Here is a 15,268-nt window from a genome sequence, read left to right as displayed (position 1 = left end):
AATGTGGCACCTTCCGGCCCGGCGCCTTCCGGCGGAACCCAGCACGAAGGCGGAGCCGCAGAACGTCCACCCGGCCCCGGCGGCTGGGACCCCCAGCTGAGCCGCTTGTTTTCCGCCGGCGACGAGACAGCGCTCGCCGAAGCGTACCGCCAGTTCTCTCCCCTGGTGTACACACTGGCGCTCCGGGCTCTGAGGAACCGCACTGCAGCAGACGACGTCACGCAGGAAGTCTTCATCCGCGTCTGGAAATCACGGTCGGCGTTTGATCCCCGCAGGGCGGAATTGCCGGCGTGGATTGTGGGCATCACCCGTAACGCCGTCACCGATGCCCTGAGCGCGTCTGCCCGGGAAAACCGGAAAGTGTTTGCGGCCGCGGAACTCCAACCGGAGGCGGAGGACGCAGCGGCCTCCGCCTCCGCCGAAGTCCTGGCCGACCGGCTGCTGCTGGACGGGGAGCTTGACCGGCTCGGCGAACCGCAGGGTTCCATCATGCGTTTGGCGTTTTACGATGACCTGACCCATGACCAGATTTCACGGCAACTGAATCTTCCGCTTGGTACGGTCAAGAGTCACATCCGCCGCAGCCTTAGCCATTTGAGACACAGATTGGAGGTGGATCATGCAGCACCTTGACCCCGAAGTCCTGAGCCTGTTCGCCCTGGACGAGCCCGTGGACACCCGCAGCACCGACCACCTCCGGTCCTGCCCCGAATGCGCAGCCGAGTACGCCGCACTCCGGCGCGCCGTCAACGCGGTCCGGACCACCCCCGACGCCAGTTCCCTGGAGCGTCCGGGCGCGAATGTCTGGGAAGGAATACACCGCACGCTGGGACTCTCCGACACCGTCGCGGCCGACCCGCTTGGCCCGGCCCGCACTGCGGAGAAATCCGTTGCAGAACCGCAGCCGGTCCAAACACCGGCCAAGGTAACGTGGCTTCGCCGTCCGGCGACGTGGCTTGCAGCTGCTGCCGCCGCCGCAGTCATCACCACCGGAGTTGTTGTGGCCGTCAACCAGACGGTCGCCCCGGTTCCGCTTGCCTCGGCACGCCTGGAACCGCTGGACCGGTTTTCCGCCACGGGTTCAGCCACGGTGACCGAAACCAGCGACGGTTCGCGGACCATCGAGGTGCAGCTGGATAAGACCGAAGCCCGGGGTTACCAGGAAGTCTGGCTTATTGCCCCGGACCTTTCCCGGCTGGTCAGCCTGGGCATCATGAATTCCTCGTCCGGCCGCTTTGACGTTCCGGCAGGGCTGGACCTTTCCGGCTACCCCATCGTTGATATTTCCGATGAACCGCTGGACGGCAATCCGGCGCACTCCAGCGTGAGTATCGTCAGGGGCACCCTGAGCTCCTGACCGGCTGGTGTCAAGCCATGGCGCCGGCGCCGCCGAGCGGGTACAACTTATTCATGACGTCGCCCCTGGTGCTCGGCCCCATGATGCGGTTCGTGGATGAAAACTCGGCGAGTATCTGGGTGGAAACCCGCAGCGCCGCGGAGGTCACGGTCCGCGGTAACGGAACCAGGTGGGCCGCCCGTACCTTCGCCGTTCACGGGCACCACTACGCGCTGGTGGAGGTGACCGGGCTGGGGCCTGGAACTGTCACCCCCTACACCGTCGAAGTCGACGGGACCCAGGTGTGGCCTGATCCGGAATCCGACCTGCCGGCGTCGAAAATTGCCACCCTGGCTCCCGGCAGGCCCCTTCGCCTGGCCTTCGGCTCCTGCCGCACCAGCATCCCCCACGATGCCTCCGGAAACCGAAGCCACGGCGTCGACTCCCTGCGCGCCTACGCCCTGCAGATGGCCTCCGACGACGGCACCCCCTGGCCGGACCTGGTGGCCTTCCTGGGCGACCAGGTGTACGCGGACTCAACCAGCAAGCACATGCAGGAGTTTATCCGCTCCCGGCGGGACATCAAGGAAGCGCCGGGAAAGGAGCTCAAGGACTACGAAGAGTATGCCCACCTCTACTATCTGGCGTGGTCCGACCCCGCCAACCGGTGGCTGCTGTCCACCCTGCCCAGCAGCATGATTTTTGATGACCACGACATCCGTGACGACTGGAACGCATCCCTCACGTGGAAGCAGGACATGGCCGCCACCCCCTGGTGGCGGGAACGGGTGGTCTCCGGGCTGGCGTCGTACTGGGTCTACCAGCATTTGGGGAACCTGTCTCCGCAGGAACGATCCCGGGACGCCCTGTGGCAGCAGGTGGTTCACCATACCGGCGACGGCGAATTGGACATCAGTGCCGAACTGGACCAACTCGTGGAACGGGCTGACGCCGACCCCGGGACCTACCGGTGGAGCCTCTGCCGCGACTTCGGCGACACCCGGCTGATTGTGGTGGACTCCCGTGCGGCCCGGGACCTTTCGCCGGACCGAAGGGCACTGCTGGACGAGGTCGAAATGGGCTGGCTGGACGACAGCATGCGTGGCGGTTTCCGCCACCTCCTCATCGCCACGTCGCTGCCGTTCCTCCTGCCGATGGGATTGCACCACGTGGAATCCTGGAACGAGGCCATTGCCGAGGGCGCGTGGGGACGTCTGCCGGCCAAGGGCGCAGAAAAGCTGCGCCAGGCATTGGACCTGGAACACTGGGCGGCCTTCCAGAAAAGCTTCCAGCGCCTCGCCGCCCTGGCCAGCGAGGTGGCGGACGGCAAGCGCGGGGACGCGCCGGAGGCCGTGGTGTTCCTCTCGGGGGACGTCCACTTTTCCTACGTCTCCGAAGTGCAGCGGGCAACCGGGAGCAGGATCATCCAGGCTGTCTGCTCGCCGATCCGTAATCCGCTGCCCCGGCTGATGCGGTTTGTCACCGCCATCTCGTCCTACGGGCTTGCGGCATCGCTGGGGGCCCTCGCGGCGCACTCTGCCAAAGTCCCGGACCCGCCCTTCAACTGGTCCGGCATCAAGGGGCCTTGGTTCGACAACAACCTGGCCTGCCTTGAGGTCACGGCAAAAGGCCTGGACCTGTGGTGGCAGAAAGGCGTGGTGGAAGGCGGTGACCAGCTCCACCCTCGGCTGAAGCGTGTCGCGTCGCTCACCATTACGCCCAGAAGCACCACTCCCAGGAAAGCGGAACAGCACGCGCCGCAGGCGCCTTGAGCCCGCCGAAGTCCCAGGATCACCTGCCCGCCCCGGCAGCGGCCAGGTTGCCGGGCACGGGATCATGGCGGATGTACTGACGGCTGAAGGTGCCGGTCCCCGCCGTTAGGGCACGCAGTTCCACCGCATATTTCAGGAGTTCCTGGTCCGGCACTTCGGCCGTGATTTCGGTCCGGTCCCCGCCGGCGGAGGTGGTGCCGGTAAGGCGGCCGCGGCGCCCCGAAAGGTCACTCATCACGGTCCCCACATGTTCGTCAGGGACGCTGATCGCCACGGAGGAGACAGGTTCCAGTAGCTGGATTTTGCCCGCCGCTGCCGCTTCCCGCAGGGCAAGGGCACCGGCTGCCTGGAAGGCCGCGTCAGAGGAGTCGACGCTGTGCGCCTTGCCGCCCACCACCGTCACACGCACATCCACTACCGGGAAGCCGGACGCAACGCCTCTCTGCATCTGCGCACGCACGCCCTTCTCAACGGAAGAGATATAGGTGCCGGGAATCACGCCACCTACCGTTTTGTCCAGGAATTCGAAGCCGGATCCCCTCGGCAGGGGCTCAACTTCGATGTCGCAGACGGCATACTGGCCGTGGCCGCCGGATTGCTTGACGTGGCGCCCGTGCCCTGCGGCGCGGGTGGAAAAGGTTTCCCGCAGGGGCGTCACGACGTCCACGGTGTGCAGCTTGACGCCCTGGTCCCGCAGCCGGTCCAGCACCACTTCGGCGTGGGCCTCCCCCATGCACCAGAGGATCAGCTGGTGGGTTTCGGCGTTCCGGTCCACCCGCAGCGTTGGATCGCCGGCCGCTACCTTGCCCAGGCTGCGGGCCAGGGCATCCTCGTCACCATGGGAATCGGCTTCAACGGCCACCGGCATCAGCGGTTCCGGCATCTCCCAGGTGGCCAGCAGCAATGGCTGGTCCTTGGCCGAGATGGTGTCTCCGGTCTCGGCGCTGCCCAGCTTGGCTACCGCGGCGATGTCGCCGGCGATACAAAAGGGCACCGGCCGAAGCGTGGCTCCGAGGGGTGAGTAGAGGTGGGTGAGCCGTTCGTCGGTGTCGTGGTCCTGGTGCCCGCGGTCAGCCAGGCCGTGTCCGCTTACGTGTACCGGCGTGTCCCCCCGCAGGGTTCCGGAGAACACCCGGACCAGGCAGACGCGGCCCAGGAAAGCGTCCACGGTGGTGCGGACCACCTCGGCCGCCAGCGGCCCCTCCGGGTTGCAGGCAAGGGTCCGGACGGGCGCTCCGTTGAGGTCCGTCGCCCGCGGCAGCGGCCGCTCCGGTGGTGACGGAAACGCCTTGGTGAGCAGCTCCAGCAACTCCGCCGTGCCCAGCCCGGTAAGCGCGGAGGCCGGCACCGCCGGGAAGAAGGAGCCGCGGGCGACGGCGGTCTCCAGGTCTGCGATGAGCACGCCGGCGTCGATGTCCTCGCCCCCAAGGTAACGCTCCATCAGCGTTTCATCTTCGCTTTCCGCGATGATGCCCTCGATCAGCTCGGCACGGGCAGCGTCCGCTGCCGCGATCTCCTGCGGCTCCCCGGCACGCGCTGCGCCGCCCGGGGTCTCGGGGGCATACTCAAAGACCGTGCCGGACAGCAGGCCGAGGAGGCCGCTTACCTCCCCGCCGGCCCTGACGGGGACGTACAGCGGGAGCACGGTGTCGCCGAACGCTGCGCGGCAGGCGGCCAGGACGCCGTCGTAATCAGCGCGGGGGTGGTCCAGCCGGGTGATGACCACAGCGCGGGGCATTCCCAGGTACTGGCACTCCTGCCAGATCGCTGTGGTGCCCGCGTCCACGCCGTCAACGGCGGAAACGGCGAAAAGGACGGCGTCAGCAGCGCGAAGGCCGGCCCGTAGCTCACCGATGAAGTCCGGGTAGCCTGGAGTATCGAGGAGGTTGATTTTCATGCCTGCTACCGGCAGCGGGACCACCGACACTGCCACGGAGCGTTGCTGGTGGATGGCGGCGGGATCGGAATCGCTCACGGTGGTGCCGTCAACCACGGAGCCCTTCCGGGTGATCATGCCATTGGCCTCAAGCAGGGCCTCGACCAGGGTGGTTTTGCCGGCACCGGAGCGGCCCACGAGTGCTACGTTCCTGACCATGGCAGCGTCCCGCGGCGAGACCGCGGCGGAACCGTTGCCGGGCCGGCCTTCCGGCCCGCCCCGTCCTGCAGTACCTGCTGCGTCCTTGGTGCCTTTCACGGACATCGGAACCTCCTGGCGTCTTTGCCTGGTTGTTTGCTACTTTTCGCGGGCCTTACGGGTGGCGGCGTCGTTCGCCTTTTGCAGCGCTTTGACGAGTTCGTCCTTGTCCATTTTTGAGCGGCCGGCGATCTCCAGTTCCCGGGCCCGCTCCAGCAGGTGTTTCTTTGTGGCATTTGCGTCCACGCCGCCGGCGGTGGGCTCGGCTGAACCGGGTCCCTTTTCCGCCCGCTTGTCCGAGGGCCCGCGTTGCTCTTTGGGCTCCCAGTGGTCCCCCACTTTTTCGTAGCTGTGTTTCAGGGATGCGTAGGCGGTGCGGGCAGCGCGGCTTTCGTCCTGGTCGTAGGACTCCATTGCGGAATCGTAGGTTTTGGCGAACGTATCCTGCGCTTTGCGGTCCGAGCGCTGCAGGGTTGAGGGAAGCTCGTCCTTGCGGGCGTGGTGGTTTTTTCCCGTCTTCGGCATTGCACTCACCGCGCTTTCGTCAGCAGGCTGATGGTCCGGACACACCAAGCTTAGCCACGCCGTGGTTGGCTTGTCTGCTGCCGGTCCCGGCCTGCCGGGCCCGTCCGGGTTCCGGCATCAACCCAGCTCCGGCCAATGGTCGGGGTCGTAACCGTAGAGGCGCGGACGGCGGGGCTTATCTTCCGGCGCGGCAGCAGGAGCTTCTGCCTGCTGTTCCTCCTCTGCCTCGCTGGCAGCGTTCTTCTTCGCGTCCCCGTTGGAACTGTCGTGCCGGTCCTGGCTCTCAGCCATGAACACTCCATTCCCCCCAATGTTGCGGTCCGGCTGCTTGAACCACTGAAGCCCACCCTAACGGCCCCGAAGGCGGCAGAACATGTCACTTTTGCTCAAGAAATGGGCAGTTTCGGGCCGCCTGGCGGGAACACGGCCGCACCTGCACCGCCGCGTTTCAGCTTGGCCCGGTGCGGTCCAGCGCGTCGAGCAGGCGCCGGACCGAACCGCCGAGGTTCCATTCAGTGGCGAGGCTTTCGAGTTCTGCGCGGGCCTCCCCCGTGACGGGGTGCAGCCGTGCGCCTGCTTCCTCCAGCGAAGGCAGGGTGAGGTCCCGCACAAGGCGGACGACGGCGGGCGCGGCCATGAGGTAGTCAGCGGCAGCCTCCAGCTTGGCCCGGACGGGTGACGAGAGGCCGCTGTGCGGGTCCGCTGCAGCTTCGAGCAGGTTTTCGAGGGTGCCGTATTTCAGGAGCAATGATGCTGCCGTCTTCTCGCCGATCCCGGCCACACCCGGCAGGCCGTCCGATGCGTCACCGCGAAGCGTGGCGTAATCGGCGTACTGCTGGGGCAGCACGCGGTACTTCCCCACCACCACCGCTTCGGTCATGATCTCAAGGTTCCTCATGCCGCGTGCGGTGTAAATGACCCGGACCTGGCGGGCGTCGTCGCAAACCTGGAACAGGTCGCGGTCCCCGGTGACCACGTCGACAGGAAGCCCGGCCTGGGTGGCGTAGGTGCCCACAACGTCATCGGCCTCATGGTCGGCAGCACCGACGACGGCGATTCCGGCCAGGCCGAGTACGCGCCGGATCATGGGGAGCTGCGCCTCGAGTGCGTCCGGCACCACCTCAACGTCGGGGGCGTCCGTGTTGGTCTCGGCGACACGATGCGACTTATAGGTGGGAACCAGGTCCACCCGCCACTGCGGCCGCCAGTCATCATCCCAGCACGCAATGAGATGCGTGGCCCCGTAATCCGTCGTCAGCCGCGCGATCATGTCCAGGAGTCCCCGAACGGCGTTAACGGGTGTCCCGTCTGCCCGGCGGATCGAGTCGGGCAGGCCATAGAAGGCGCGAAAGTACAGCGAAGCGGTGTCGAGCAGCATCAGGCGGTCAGGCATACCCTGATCCTGACATGGATTGCGGCTGCTGTGGCGGCAGCGGCGCCGTTCCCACTGGCACAGGAGCATGAACAGGGCGACAATAACCTCGTGTTCCTTGCACGCAGGGGCCGGGCCGCCGAACCGATGAACTCCGCGGCCCGCAGGATCCAGCGCATCTACCTGACGCTGACGCTGGGCAATACGCTCGCGGCCTCGTTTATCTGGGGCGTTAACACGCTGTTCCTGCTGGATGCGGGCCTGAGCAATTTCGAGGCCTTCGCCGCCAACGCGTTCTTCACAGTGGGAATGGTGATTTTCGAGGTTCCCACCGGTGTGGTTGCGGACGGCTGGGGGCGCCGGGTTTCGTTCCTGCTCGGCACCGTGACGCTGGCGGGCTCCACCTACCTCTACTACCTGCTGTGGCAGTTCTCCGCCCCGTTCCCGTTGTGGGCGGTGGTATCGGTATTGCTTGGCCTGGGCTTCACGTTCTTCTCTGGCGCCGTTGAAGCCTGGCTCGTGGATGCGCTGCGCTATTCCGGGTATGAAGGCGGGCTGGAAGGCGTCTTCGGGCGCGGTCAGATGGTCTCCGGGGTGGCGATGCTGGCCGGTTCAGTTGCCGGCGGCATGATAGCCCAGGCCACGGATCTTGGCGTGCCGTTCCTGGTGCGCGTGGGGGTGCTGCTGGCCATGTTCGCGGTCGCCTTTTGGCTGATGCACGATGTCGGGTTCACCCCTGAGCGCTCCACCCACCCACTTCGGGCAACACAGGCAGTACTCTCCGCTTCCATAGAGAACGGCCTGAAAATCCCGTCCGTACGGTACGTCATGCTGGCCGCCCCCTTCAGTGCCGGCGTCGGGATTTATGTCTTTTACGCCCTGCAGCCCTACCTGCTGGAGCTCTTCGGCGACCCACGCGCTTATTCAGTAGCCGGACTGGCGGCGGCCATCGTGGCCGGTGCGGAGGTGGTGGGCGGCTGGCTTGCACCCTACGTGCGGGCCTGGTTCCGCAAGCGCACATCCGTGTTGATCCTCAGCGGCAGCATCAGTGCCGTCCTGCTTGTGGTGCTCGGCTTTACCCGGGTGTTCTGGGTGGCTTTGGCCCTGTTGACGTTGTGGGCCGTCATTGATTCCGCTGCCACCCCGGTCCGGCAGGCCTATGTCAACGACATGATCCCGTCCAAGCAGCGCGCCACCGTGCTCAGCTTCGACTCGCTGATGGGATCCAGCGGCGGCGTTGTGGTTCAGCCGGTGCTTGGCAGGAGCGCGGACCTGTACGGCTATCCGATGTCACTGGCTCTCGCTGGGTTCTTCCAGAGCCTCGCGGTTCCGTTCCTGGTGGCCAGCCGGCGGCAGGGTTCTCCCGCTGACCGTGCCACCGCCGCAACGGATCGTCCGGACAAGGGATCAGCTGGGGAACCCCTTCCCTGAAGCGTGGCGGGGACGTGCGCCCTCGCGCGGAAGCTAGGAAGCCCAGTCGGAGTCGCCGAAAACCCGGCCGCGGAAATGCGCCCGCAGGTACTCGCCCACAACAGCGGCCCCGAGTCCGCCGAGGTCGGGCGCGACCACCCGGCCGCCCACCCGCCGCGCCATCCGCTGGACGAACCGCTCTAGGCTGGGGTCATCACCGAGCCGGAAAAACGTGGCCTGCGTCCCCGCACGCCCAAGCCGGTCCAGCTCAGCGACCGTGACGCGGATGGTTTCCGGATCTGATGGCCAGCAGAACCACGGCTCACCCTCCGGCAGCAGATGCGCTGTCGGTTCGCCGTCGGTCACCACCAGGAGTACAGGCTGCATGGACGGGTGCCGGCGGAAGAAACGGCCGGCCAGCAGCAGCCCGTGATGCAGGTTGGTCCCCTGCTCCCGCCGGACAGGCAGGGCCGTCAGTTCACCGATATCCATCGACTGAGCCTGAAGGCCGAACGTGATGAGTTCCAGCCGGTCGCCGCGGAAGCGGGTAGAGACCAGGTGGTGCAGGGCCAGGGCGGTGCGTTTCATCGGCACCCACCTCCCCTCGGCCGCCATGGAGAAAGACACGTCGACGAGCAGGACGACGGCGGCCTGGGTCCGGGCCTCCGTCTCACTGACTTCGATGTCAGCCGCCGTGAGCTTGAGCCTGCTCCCGGGGTTGCCGCCGTCGGCTACGGTCCGGCTGATTGCGTTGGTGAGGGTACGGGTGACATCCCAGGGCTCCGCATCGCCGAACTCCCACAGACGGCTGGACCCGGTTGGTTCCCCGGCCGCTCCGGCCACGCGCGTGTCGCGCCGCCCCTGCCGGCCGAAGAGCTGCTTTGCGGTGTCACGCAGCAGTGACCTGCCGAGCCGCCGCATTGCCTGCGGTGACAGCCGGAGGTCCCCGTCGGGTCCCCGCTTCAGGTAGCCGCCGTCCTGCATGGCGCGTTCAATTTCTGCGAGCGTCCGGGCGGTCACGGCGGCGTTCTGCCCCAGTTGCCGGGCGAGGGCATCCAGATCCAGGTCGCCGAGGTTTGATCCGTTGTAGGACTGGGACAATTGTTCAGCCAGTCCGTCCAGTTCGGCGATGTCCTGCAGCACCCCGGTGCCGTCGCCCAGGCCCAGGCCTTCCTGGCCCTCGAAGCGTTCGGAGCCGGTCCAGTCCTCGCCGGGGCGCAGGGCGCGCAGGCTGGAGTCGAGTTGATCAAGCTGGGCCATCAGTTCGGGTGATCCGAAAGCCTGCGCGGACAGCCGCATCAGCTCATCGCGCTGCTCGGCGGACATGGACTGCAGGAGCCGCTGGGCCGCGGCCGCGCGTTTGGCGAGGGCGTCGATCAGTTCCTCGACTGACCGCGGGTTTTCCGGGAAAAAGCCGCCGTGCCGGGTCATAAACTGCTCGAAGTCGGCGTCCGTGTCCTCACCGCGCCGGTGTTTGTCCAGCAGGCCGTTGAGATCCCGCAGCATCTCGGCCACAACTGCCCGGTCTTCGTCCGTGGCGTTTTGAAGCGCCTGCTTCATCCCGGCGAACCGCTGGTCCAGGACCTCGCGGCCCAGCAGGTCCTTGATGTGTTCGTAGGCTTCGCGGGCGGTGCTGGACTGCCAGTCGTACGAGGCGAGCTCGTTGACGGCAGCCGCCGTGGATGCCGGCAGGTTTTGGAGCTCCATTTCCCGGAGGGCGCGGTCGGTGTTGTCCATCATGGCGTCGCGGGCCAGCTGCTTGCGTTCTTCCAGGACTGCCGTTTCCAGCAGCTTTTGCACCTCGTTTAGGGTGCCGTCCAGCCGATGCCTGCCCAGCAGCTCACTGCGGCGCTGCCGGACACGTCGGGCCAGATCGTCCAGGCCTTCCCGGTTACGGCCGCCGCGCCGCAGGAACTCCTGCAGCGCGTGGCGGGGCGAGTAACCGGCCATGACGTCCTCGGCGACAGCGTCGAGGGCCTCTGCGAGATCAACGGGCGGCGCGAGCGGATCGGGTCCGCCGGCGTACCTGCCATATCTGGCGGAGTGGTGGTGGATGGCCATGTCGCCTCCTGGTTCTGCTTCCAGCCGCGCTCAAGCTAGCCGTAAATGGTTTCCTCGTCGTCGGATTCCTTGGAAATCCGGCGGGCGAGGTAGAGCCCTTCCAGGGCGAGTTCGATGGCGGCCGCGCGCTGCCCCCGGTTTACCGCCCCGAGCCGCCCGCTGATCTGATCGTAAAGTCCCGATCCGTTGAGGGACGGCAGGTTTTCGAGGAACTCCTGCGCCGTGACGTGTTCGCCGGTTGTGACGGTGGTGTGGCCGTCCAGGGCGGCGACAAGCGGGCCCAGGTCGATGCCGTGATAATGCGCCCGCACCGTTTCGGCGGTGGCGGTACGCAGGAGGTGCTCCAGGACGTCCTGTTCCCGGCCTTCCTCTCCCGACTCGAACTCGATCTTGCCCGTGAGGACATCCACGGCTGCGCCCAGGTCGACGATCCGCGCCACTGCTTCTTCCTCCCCCCGGACACTGGCCCGGCGAAGTGCTGCCGCGGCCACGGTCTCGGCCCCTGCGATGCCGAAGCGCGCTGACACTCCCGAGCTCTGGTTGACCGCCGGGGACTGCCGGAGCGCGCGGGTGTAGCGGGCCAGGATCTCAAGGATGACCGGCGGAACATCGGCCACCAGCTGGCCCTCCTGCCGGATGATCGCTACTTCGTCGTCCACCTCTATCGGGTAGTGCGTCCGGATCTCCGCGCCGAACCGGTCCTTCAGCGGCGTGATGATCCGGCCGCGGTTGGTGTAGTCCTCCGGGTTGGCGGACGCGACGACGAGCACGTCCAGCGGCAGCCGCAGGACGTAGCCGCGGATCTGGATATCGCGTTCCTCCATCACGTTGAGCATTGCCACCTGGATCCGCTCGGCGAGGTCCGGCAGTTCGTTGATGGCGATGATTCCGCGGTTGGAGCGGGGGACCAAACCGTAGTGGATGGTTTCGGGGTCGCCCAGGCGGCGGCCCTCAGCCACGCGCATCGGGTCCACATCGCCGACAAGGTCGGCAACTGAGGTGTCCGGCGTCGCAAGCTTCTCCACGTACCGTTCGGAGCGGTGGCGCCACGCCACCCGCAGACGGTCCCCTTCAGTGAGCGCCCGGGCCCGGGACTGCTCCGTGATCGGCCCATACGGGTGCTCGTTCAGTTCCGAGTCCTCGATGACCGGGGACCACTCGTCCAGCAGTCCGGCCAACGTGCGCAGGAGCCGCGTCTTGCCCTGCCCGCGCTCCCCCAGCAGGACCACGTCGTGGCCGGCGATCAAGGCGCGCTCAAGCTGGGGAAGGACCGTCCGGCTGAAACCGTACAAGCCCGGCCAGGGGTCCTGGCCGGAGGCGAGCGCCGCGAGCAGGTTGTCGCGGATCTCGCGGCGCAGGTCCTTCTGGACGTGCCCGGCGGCACGCAGTTCCCCAAGGGTGAAAATGTCGGGTCGATCAGTCACCCCTCCACGGTAAGCCCCACCTGTGCCGCGAATCGAGGAAATTTTGTGATCGCTGCCTGCCACCTTCCTGTCCGGCTATTGTGAGGCTTGGCCGGAATTTCTCTCCGGCGACTGACTGCCCTGCCGCATAACCGTTACGAAACCGGTTTATCAGGCCTGACTCTGACTGCCCTGCTGGTCCGGGGCGTTGCCGGTGTCGGTGGGGGCGGCGCGGTGGTCCACGGCAGCTGTCAGTTCGTCGATCCGGTCCAGCGCCGCGTTCAGCTGCTGGACAGTGGCCCACAGGACGGGATGCTCTTCGCGGATCTGCTCAAGGGTGGCACCGGCGGACCGCAGCGTTGCCAGGTCGAAGCTGACGTTCGTACGCGCCCCGGTTACTGCTGCCCGAAGGGCGCCGAAAGCAACCACGACGTCGGCGATCAGCGCCGGGTTACCGCTGGCGGCAAGCCAGCCGAGGTCGTCGATGGCTTCAATAGCCCTTTCGCCCAGCACTGCGGAAGCTTTCGCGGCGTTCACGGACGCTTTGTGGATCGCGTCGTCGCGTTCCCGCCCCGGCTCCAGGCGGAAAGCTGCGCCGAATGCTTCGGAGGCGGCAGCGTCGTCGTCGGCCAGTTGCAGGGCGGTCTTCCGGAGGGAACGCGCCCGGGCGTGAATATCGGCCAGCTCCCCTGCCTGATCGTGGCTTGGTTCTGAGTAGCCGGCCACCATTGACGCCAGGGACGCGGCGATGGCAAGCATGACTCCTGTTCCTGCCCCTCCGCCCGGCGAACCTTTGGACTCTGCCAGCGCCTGTGTCCATTCCTCAACTGTGGAGCCTTGGGTTGTTACCGCTTCAGATTCAGCCATGGCACCTATTGTGCCCCTTGTTCCGGAGGATCTTGAGCAGATTTTGGGCGAACCCAAGCTTATTCCTGATTCTTGTTGAGCAGGATCAAGGCAGGTGCCCCCGACTAAATGAGAGTAAGGTGACATGTCATGACAACGGATGATCCTCTGTCAGGACCTCCTGGCGGAGACGAATCAGACCGGGCAACGCCGTCGATGGGTACTCTGGTGATCCGCACCTGGAACGAACCCGACCAGGCGCCGGGGTTTCGCGCAAGGTTGACTTTCAGCCAAGTCCCCACGGCTGACCCGGCCACCGTTTATGCGGTCGATCCGGAGGAAGTCCTCAGGTTGGTGCGTCAATGGGTTCTGTCCCAAGCCGAGCCCCCGCGGAAGGTTTAGGCAGTTTCCGGTTGGTTGGCCCGTGACGCAATTTCCCTTGCGATGCGCCGCAGATCCTCCGAAGGCACAAGACCCAGGTCCTCCTTCAACCGGCATTGGAACTTTTCATAGGCCCGAAGCGCGGCAGCGTTGTTTCCCTGGCGCCGTTCGGCCTCGATGAGCAGTCCAACCGCGCTCTCACGAAGCGGCTCAATGGCCAGCGCGGCCTCCGAAGCCTGCAGGGCCGCCTCATAATCGCAACGGACCAGCGACTGGCGGGCGATCAGGTGGTAGGCGTGGAGCCGGTCCTGCTGCAGCCTGTTCTGTTCGAAAAGCACCCAGTCCTCATACCAGCCGGGGAGCAGTTCCGCTTCCCGTAACTGCTGAAGAAGGAAGGTGGCATTCCCGTCGAGCCCGGCCTGCCCCAGTTCCCGGATCCGGGCCCGAAGCCTGTGCAGGTCCACGTCCACCCGTTCGCTCAAGGACAGTACTGAACCGCCGTTGACCAAAAGGCCCGGCACCTGCCGCGAGATGAGGTGTACGGCAACACGAACGCTTTCGAGTGCCTTTTGCTCGGCGATTTCCGGCCACAGCAGGCCAGCGAGAAAGCTTCGGGGACGGGGACCATGGATGGCCAGCGCGGTAATAAGCCGCTGTTGCCGCGTGGCGACATGCAGGACCTCGCCGTCCTGGCGAAGCTGCCACGACTGCAGCAGCCTCACGTGAAGACCATAGCCGTCATTGCCCATGGGTACCCCCGAACTCCAGCACAGGGCTGGAACAGATGCAACAACCACTTTCCGCAGTCCGCGCCGGGCTGTCAATGATCGACGCCTTCTGAGACCGGTTAAAGATTCCTTCACGTGTGCAAGCCCAGGGACTTCCCCGGCCTGTTCCCCGGGCAGAAGCGGGCGGTCTATGGACTTCCTGCTTGGGCCGGGGCGGCCGCGTCGCGGGTGGTGGTGCGGATCCGGTACAGGCTGCTGGTGGCGGTGATGTAAAGGTCCTCACCGTCCGGGCCTCCGAAACACACGTTCGATACCCCCTCGGGCACGTTAATGGTTCCGAGGAGCTCGAAGGACGGCGAATAGATCCGTACCTCCGGGCCGGCTGAGGTCCAAATCCTGCCTTCGACGTCAACCCTTAATCCGTCAGCGGCGTGGCCTTCTTCAAGCTCGAGAACGGCTCCGCGGGGGCTGCAGGCGGCACCGGCCACGTCGTAGGCTGCGATCCTCAGCGGAACGCCGAGACCCGGACCGGCCGTGTCCGCAACGTACAGGACCGATTCGTCCGGTGAAAAGGCCAGTCCGTTGGGGTACACGAGGTCTGTGACTGCAGCCGTAAGGGTCCGGGAGGCGGGCTCGAAGCGGAATACGTAGCAGCCTCCGTATTCCTGCTCTCCCTCGTGCCCTTCCCTGGTGCCCGGAAGAATCCCGTACGGGGGGTCCGTGAACCAGATGCTGGAGTCACGTGCGATAACCACGTCGTTCGGTGAGTTCAGCCGCCGGCCCTGGAAGGACTCGACGAGTCCTGTCACCGTGCCGTCGCGGTCCCGCTCAACCCGGCGGCGCCCGTGACTGCATTGCACCACGCTGCCGTCACCATCGAGGGTCCGGCCATTCGTGAACTCGACGCCGGCTGCGTATTCGCTGGTGATTCCCGTGGCGGGGTGGAACTCGAGGATGCGGTTATTGGGGATGTCGCTCCAGCGCAGGCTCTGGGACGCCGGTACCCAGAGAGGACCTTCCGCCCATGCCGACCCATTGGCCAGGCGCTCCAGCCGGCCTGTCGTCAGTTCATCACCCATCGGACCTCCTTTGCCTCCAGTTCTCCAACCATGCGTTGAAGATTGTTTCGCAGGCAGCACGTGGCGCGCCCGGAATATGGTAACGATAGCGCGGCAGGAGGTGTTGGCCGTCAAACACCGCAGCGGGGGGGGGGGGGGGGGGGGGGGGGGGGGGGGGGGGGGGGGGGGGGGGGGGGGGGGGGGGGGGGGGGGGGGGGGGGGGGGGGGGGGGGGGGGGGGGG

Annotated in this window: 13 protein-coding genes; 4 read left to right on the top strand and 9 right to left on the bottom strand. The window is 66.4% G+C overall.

Annotated elements, in window-relative coordinates; genetic code table 11:
• Positions 1 to 96: 96 nt before the first annotated feature.
• From AC5RT4_RS02120 to AC5RT4_RS02110, 3 genes are read left to right on the top strand one after another with little or no spacing between them, the layout of a single operon-like run.
• The gene (locus AC5RT4_RS02120) at positions 97 to 633 is read left to right on the top strand and encodes an RNA polymerase sigma factor (RefSeq protein WP_494040124.1); all 537 of its coding nucleotides are present in this window, start codon (positions 97 to 99) and stop codon (positions 631 to 633) included.
• A complete protein-coding gene (locus AC5RT4_RS02115) occupies positions 620 to 1,357 on the top strand; it encodes an anti-sigma factor domain-containing protein (protein ID WP_494039577.1) in 738 nt (245 codons plus the stop codon). The genes AC5RT4_RS02120 and AC5RT4_RS02115 overlap by 14 nt, the downstream gene beginning before the upstream one ends.
• Before the next feature lie 53 nt (positions 1,358 to 1,410).
• On the top strand, positions 1,411 to 3,108 hold the full coding sequence (locus AC5RT4_RS02110; protein WP_494039576.1) for an alkaline phosphatase D family protein: 1,698 nt from the start codon (positions 1,411 to 1,413) through the stop codon (positions 3,106 to 3,108).
• Between the two features lie 19 nt (positions 3,109 to 3,127).
• On the opposite strand, the gene AC5RT4_RS02105 is transcribed toward AC5RT4_RS02110, so the two are convergent.
• The 4 genes from AC5RT4_RS02105 to AC5RT4_RS02090 form a co-directional block, all read right to left on the bottom strand.
• The gene (locus tag AC5RT4_RS02105; RefSeq protein WP_494104746.1) at positions 3,128 to 5,308 is read right to left on the bottom strand and encodes an elongation factor G-like protein EF-G2; all 2,181 of its coding nucleotides are present in this window, start codon (positions 5,306 to 5,308) and stop codon (positions 3,128 to 3,130) included.
• A gap of 33 nt (positions 5,309 to 5,341) precedes the next feature.
• Entirely contained in the window at positions 5,342 to 5,767 is a 426-nt protein-coding gene (locus AC5RT4_RS02100) for a ChaB family protein (protein ID WP_494039574.1), read from the bottom strand.
• A gap of 117 nt (positions 5,768 to 5,884) precedes the next feature.
• Positions 5,885 to 6,058, bottom strand: a complete 174-nt coding sequence (locus AC5RT4_RS02095) for a hypothetical protein (protein ID WP_494039573.1) — start codon at positions 6,056 to 6,058, stop codon at positions 5,885 to 5,887.
• A gap of 157 nt (positions 6,059 to 6,215) precedes the next feature.
• Positions 6,216 to 7,160, bottom strand: coding sequence for a 5'-3' exonuclease (locus AC5RT4_RS02090; RefSeq protein WP_494039572.1), 945 nt, complete (start codon positions 7,158 to 7,160; stop codon positions 6,216 to 6,218).
• A 126-nt stretch (positions 7,161 to 7,286) separates the two neighbouring features.
• On the opposite strand from AC5RT4_RS02090, the gene AC5RT4_RS02085 reads away from it, so the two are divergent.
• Positions 7,287 to 8,570 (top strand): MFS transporter, encoded by a 1,284-nt coding sequence (locus AC5RT4_RS02085; protein ID WP_494104896.1) that lies wholly within the window; start codon positions 7,287 to 7,289, stop codon positions 8,568 to 8,570.
• 33 nt (positions 8,571 to 8,603) lie between these two features.
• Here AC5RT4_RS02085 and AC5RT4_RS02080 read toward each other — a convergent pair whose 3' ends face one another.
• From AC5RT4_RS02080 to AC5RT4_RS02060, 5 genes are all read right to left on the bottom strand, one after another.
• A complete protein-coding gene (locus AC5RT4_RS02080; RefSeq protein ID WP_494104745.1) occupies positions 8,604 to 10,610 on the bottom strand; it encodes a vWA domain-containing protein in 2,007 nt (668 codons plus the stop codon).
• 35 nt (positions 10,611 to 10,645) lie between these two features.
• Positions 10,646 to 12,034: a sigma 54-interacting transcriptional regulator gene (locus AC5RT4_RS02075; RefSeq protein ID WP_494104744.1), complete on the bottom strand. Its 1,389-nt coding sequence runs from the start codon at positions 12,032 to 12,034 to the stop codon at positions 10,646 to 10,648.
• 150 nt (positions 12,035 to 12,184) lie between these two features.
• Positions 12,185 to 12,880, bottom strand: a complete 696-nt coding sequence (locus tag AC5RT4_RS02070) for a cyclodeaminase/cyclohydrolase family protein (protein ID WP_494104743.1) — start codon at positions 12,878 to 12,880, stop codon at positions 12,185 to 12,187.
• 377 nt (positions 12,881 to 13,257) lie between these two features.
• On the bottom strand, positions 13,258 to 13,962 hold the full coding sequence (locus AC5RT4_RS02065) for an AfsR/SARP family transcriptional regulator (protein ID WP_494104742.1): 705 nt from the start codon (positions 13,960 to 13,962) through the stop codon (positions 13,258 to 13,260).
• Between the two features lie 194 nt (positions 13,963 to 14,156).
• Complete coding sequence (locus AC5RT4_RS02060) at positions 14,157 to 15,047, bottom strand: SMP-30/gluconolactonase/LRE family protein (protein ID WP_494104741.1); 891 nt, start codon at positions 15,045 to 15,047, stop codon at positions 14,157 to 14,159.
• Positions 15,048 to 15,268 lie beyond the last annotated feature (221 nt).

The sequence above is a fragment of the Arthrobacter sp. sptzw42 genome (assembly GCF_059089685.1).
The sequence above is the reverse complement of the archived record's forward strand: the minus strand, read 5'-3'. Positions and strand labels throughout refer to the sequence as shown.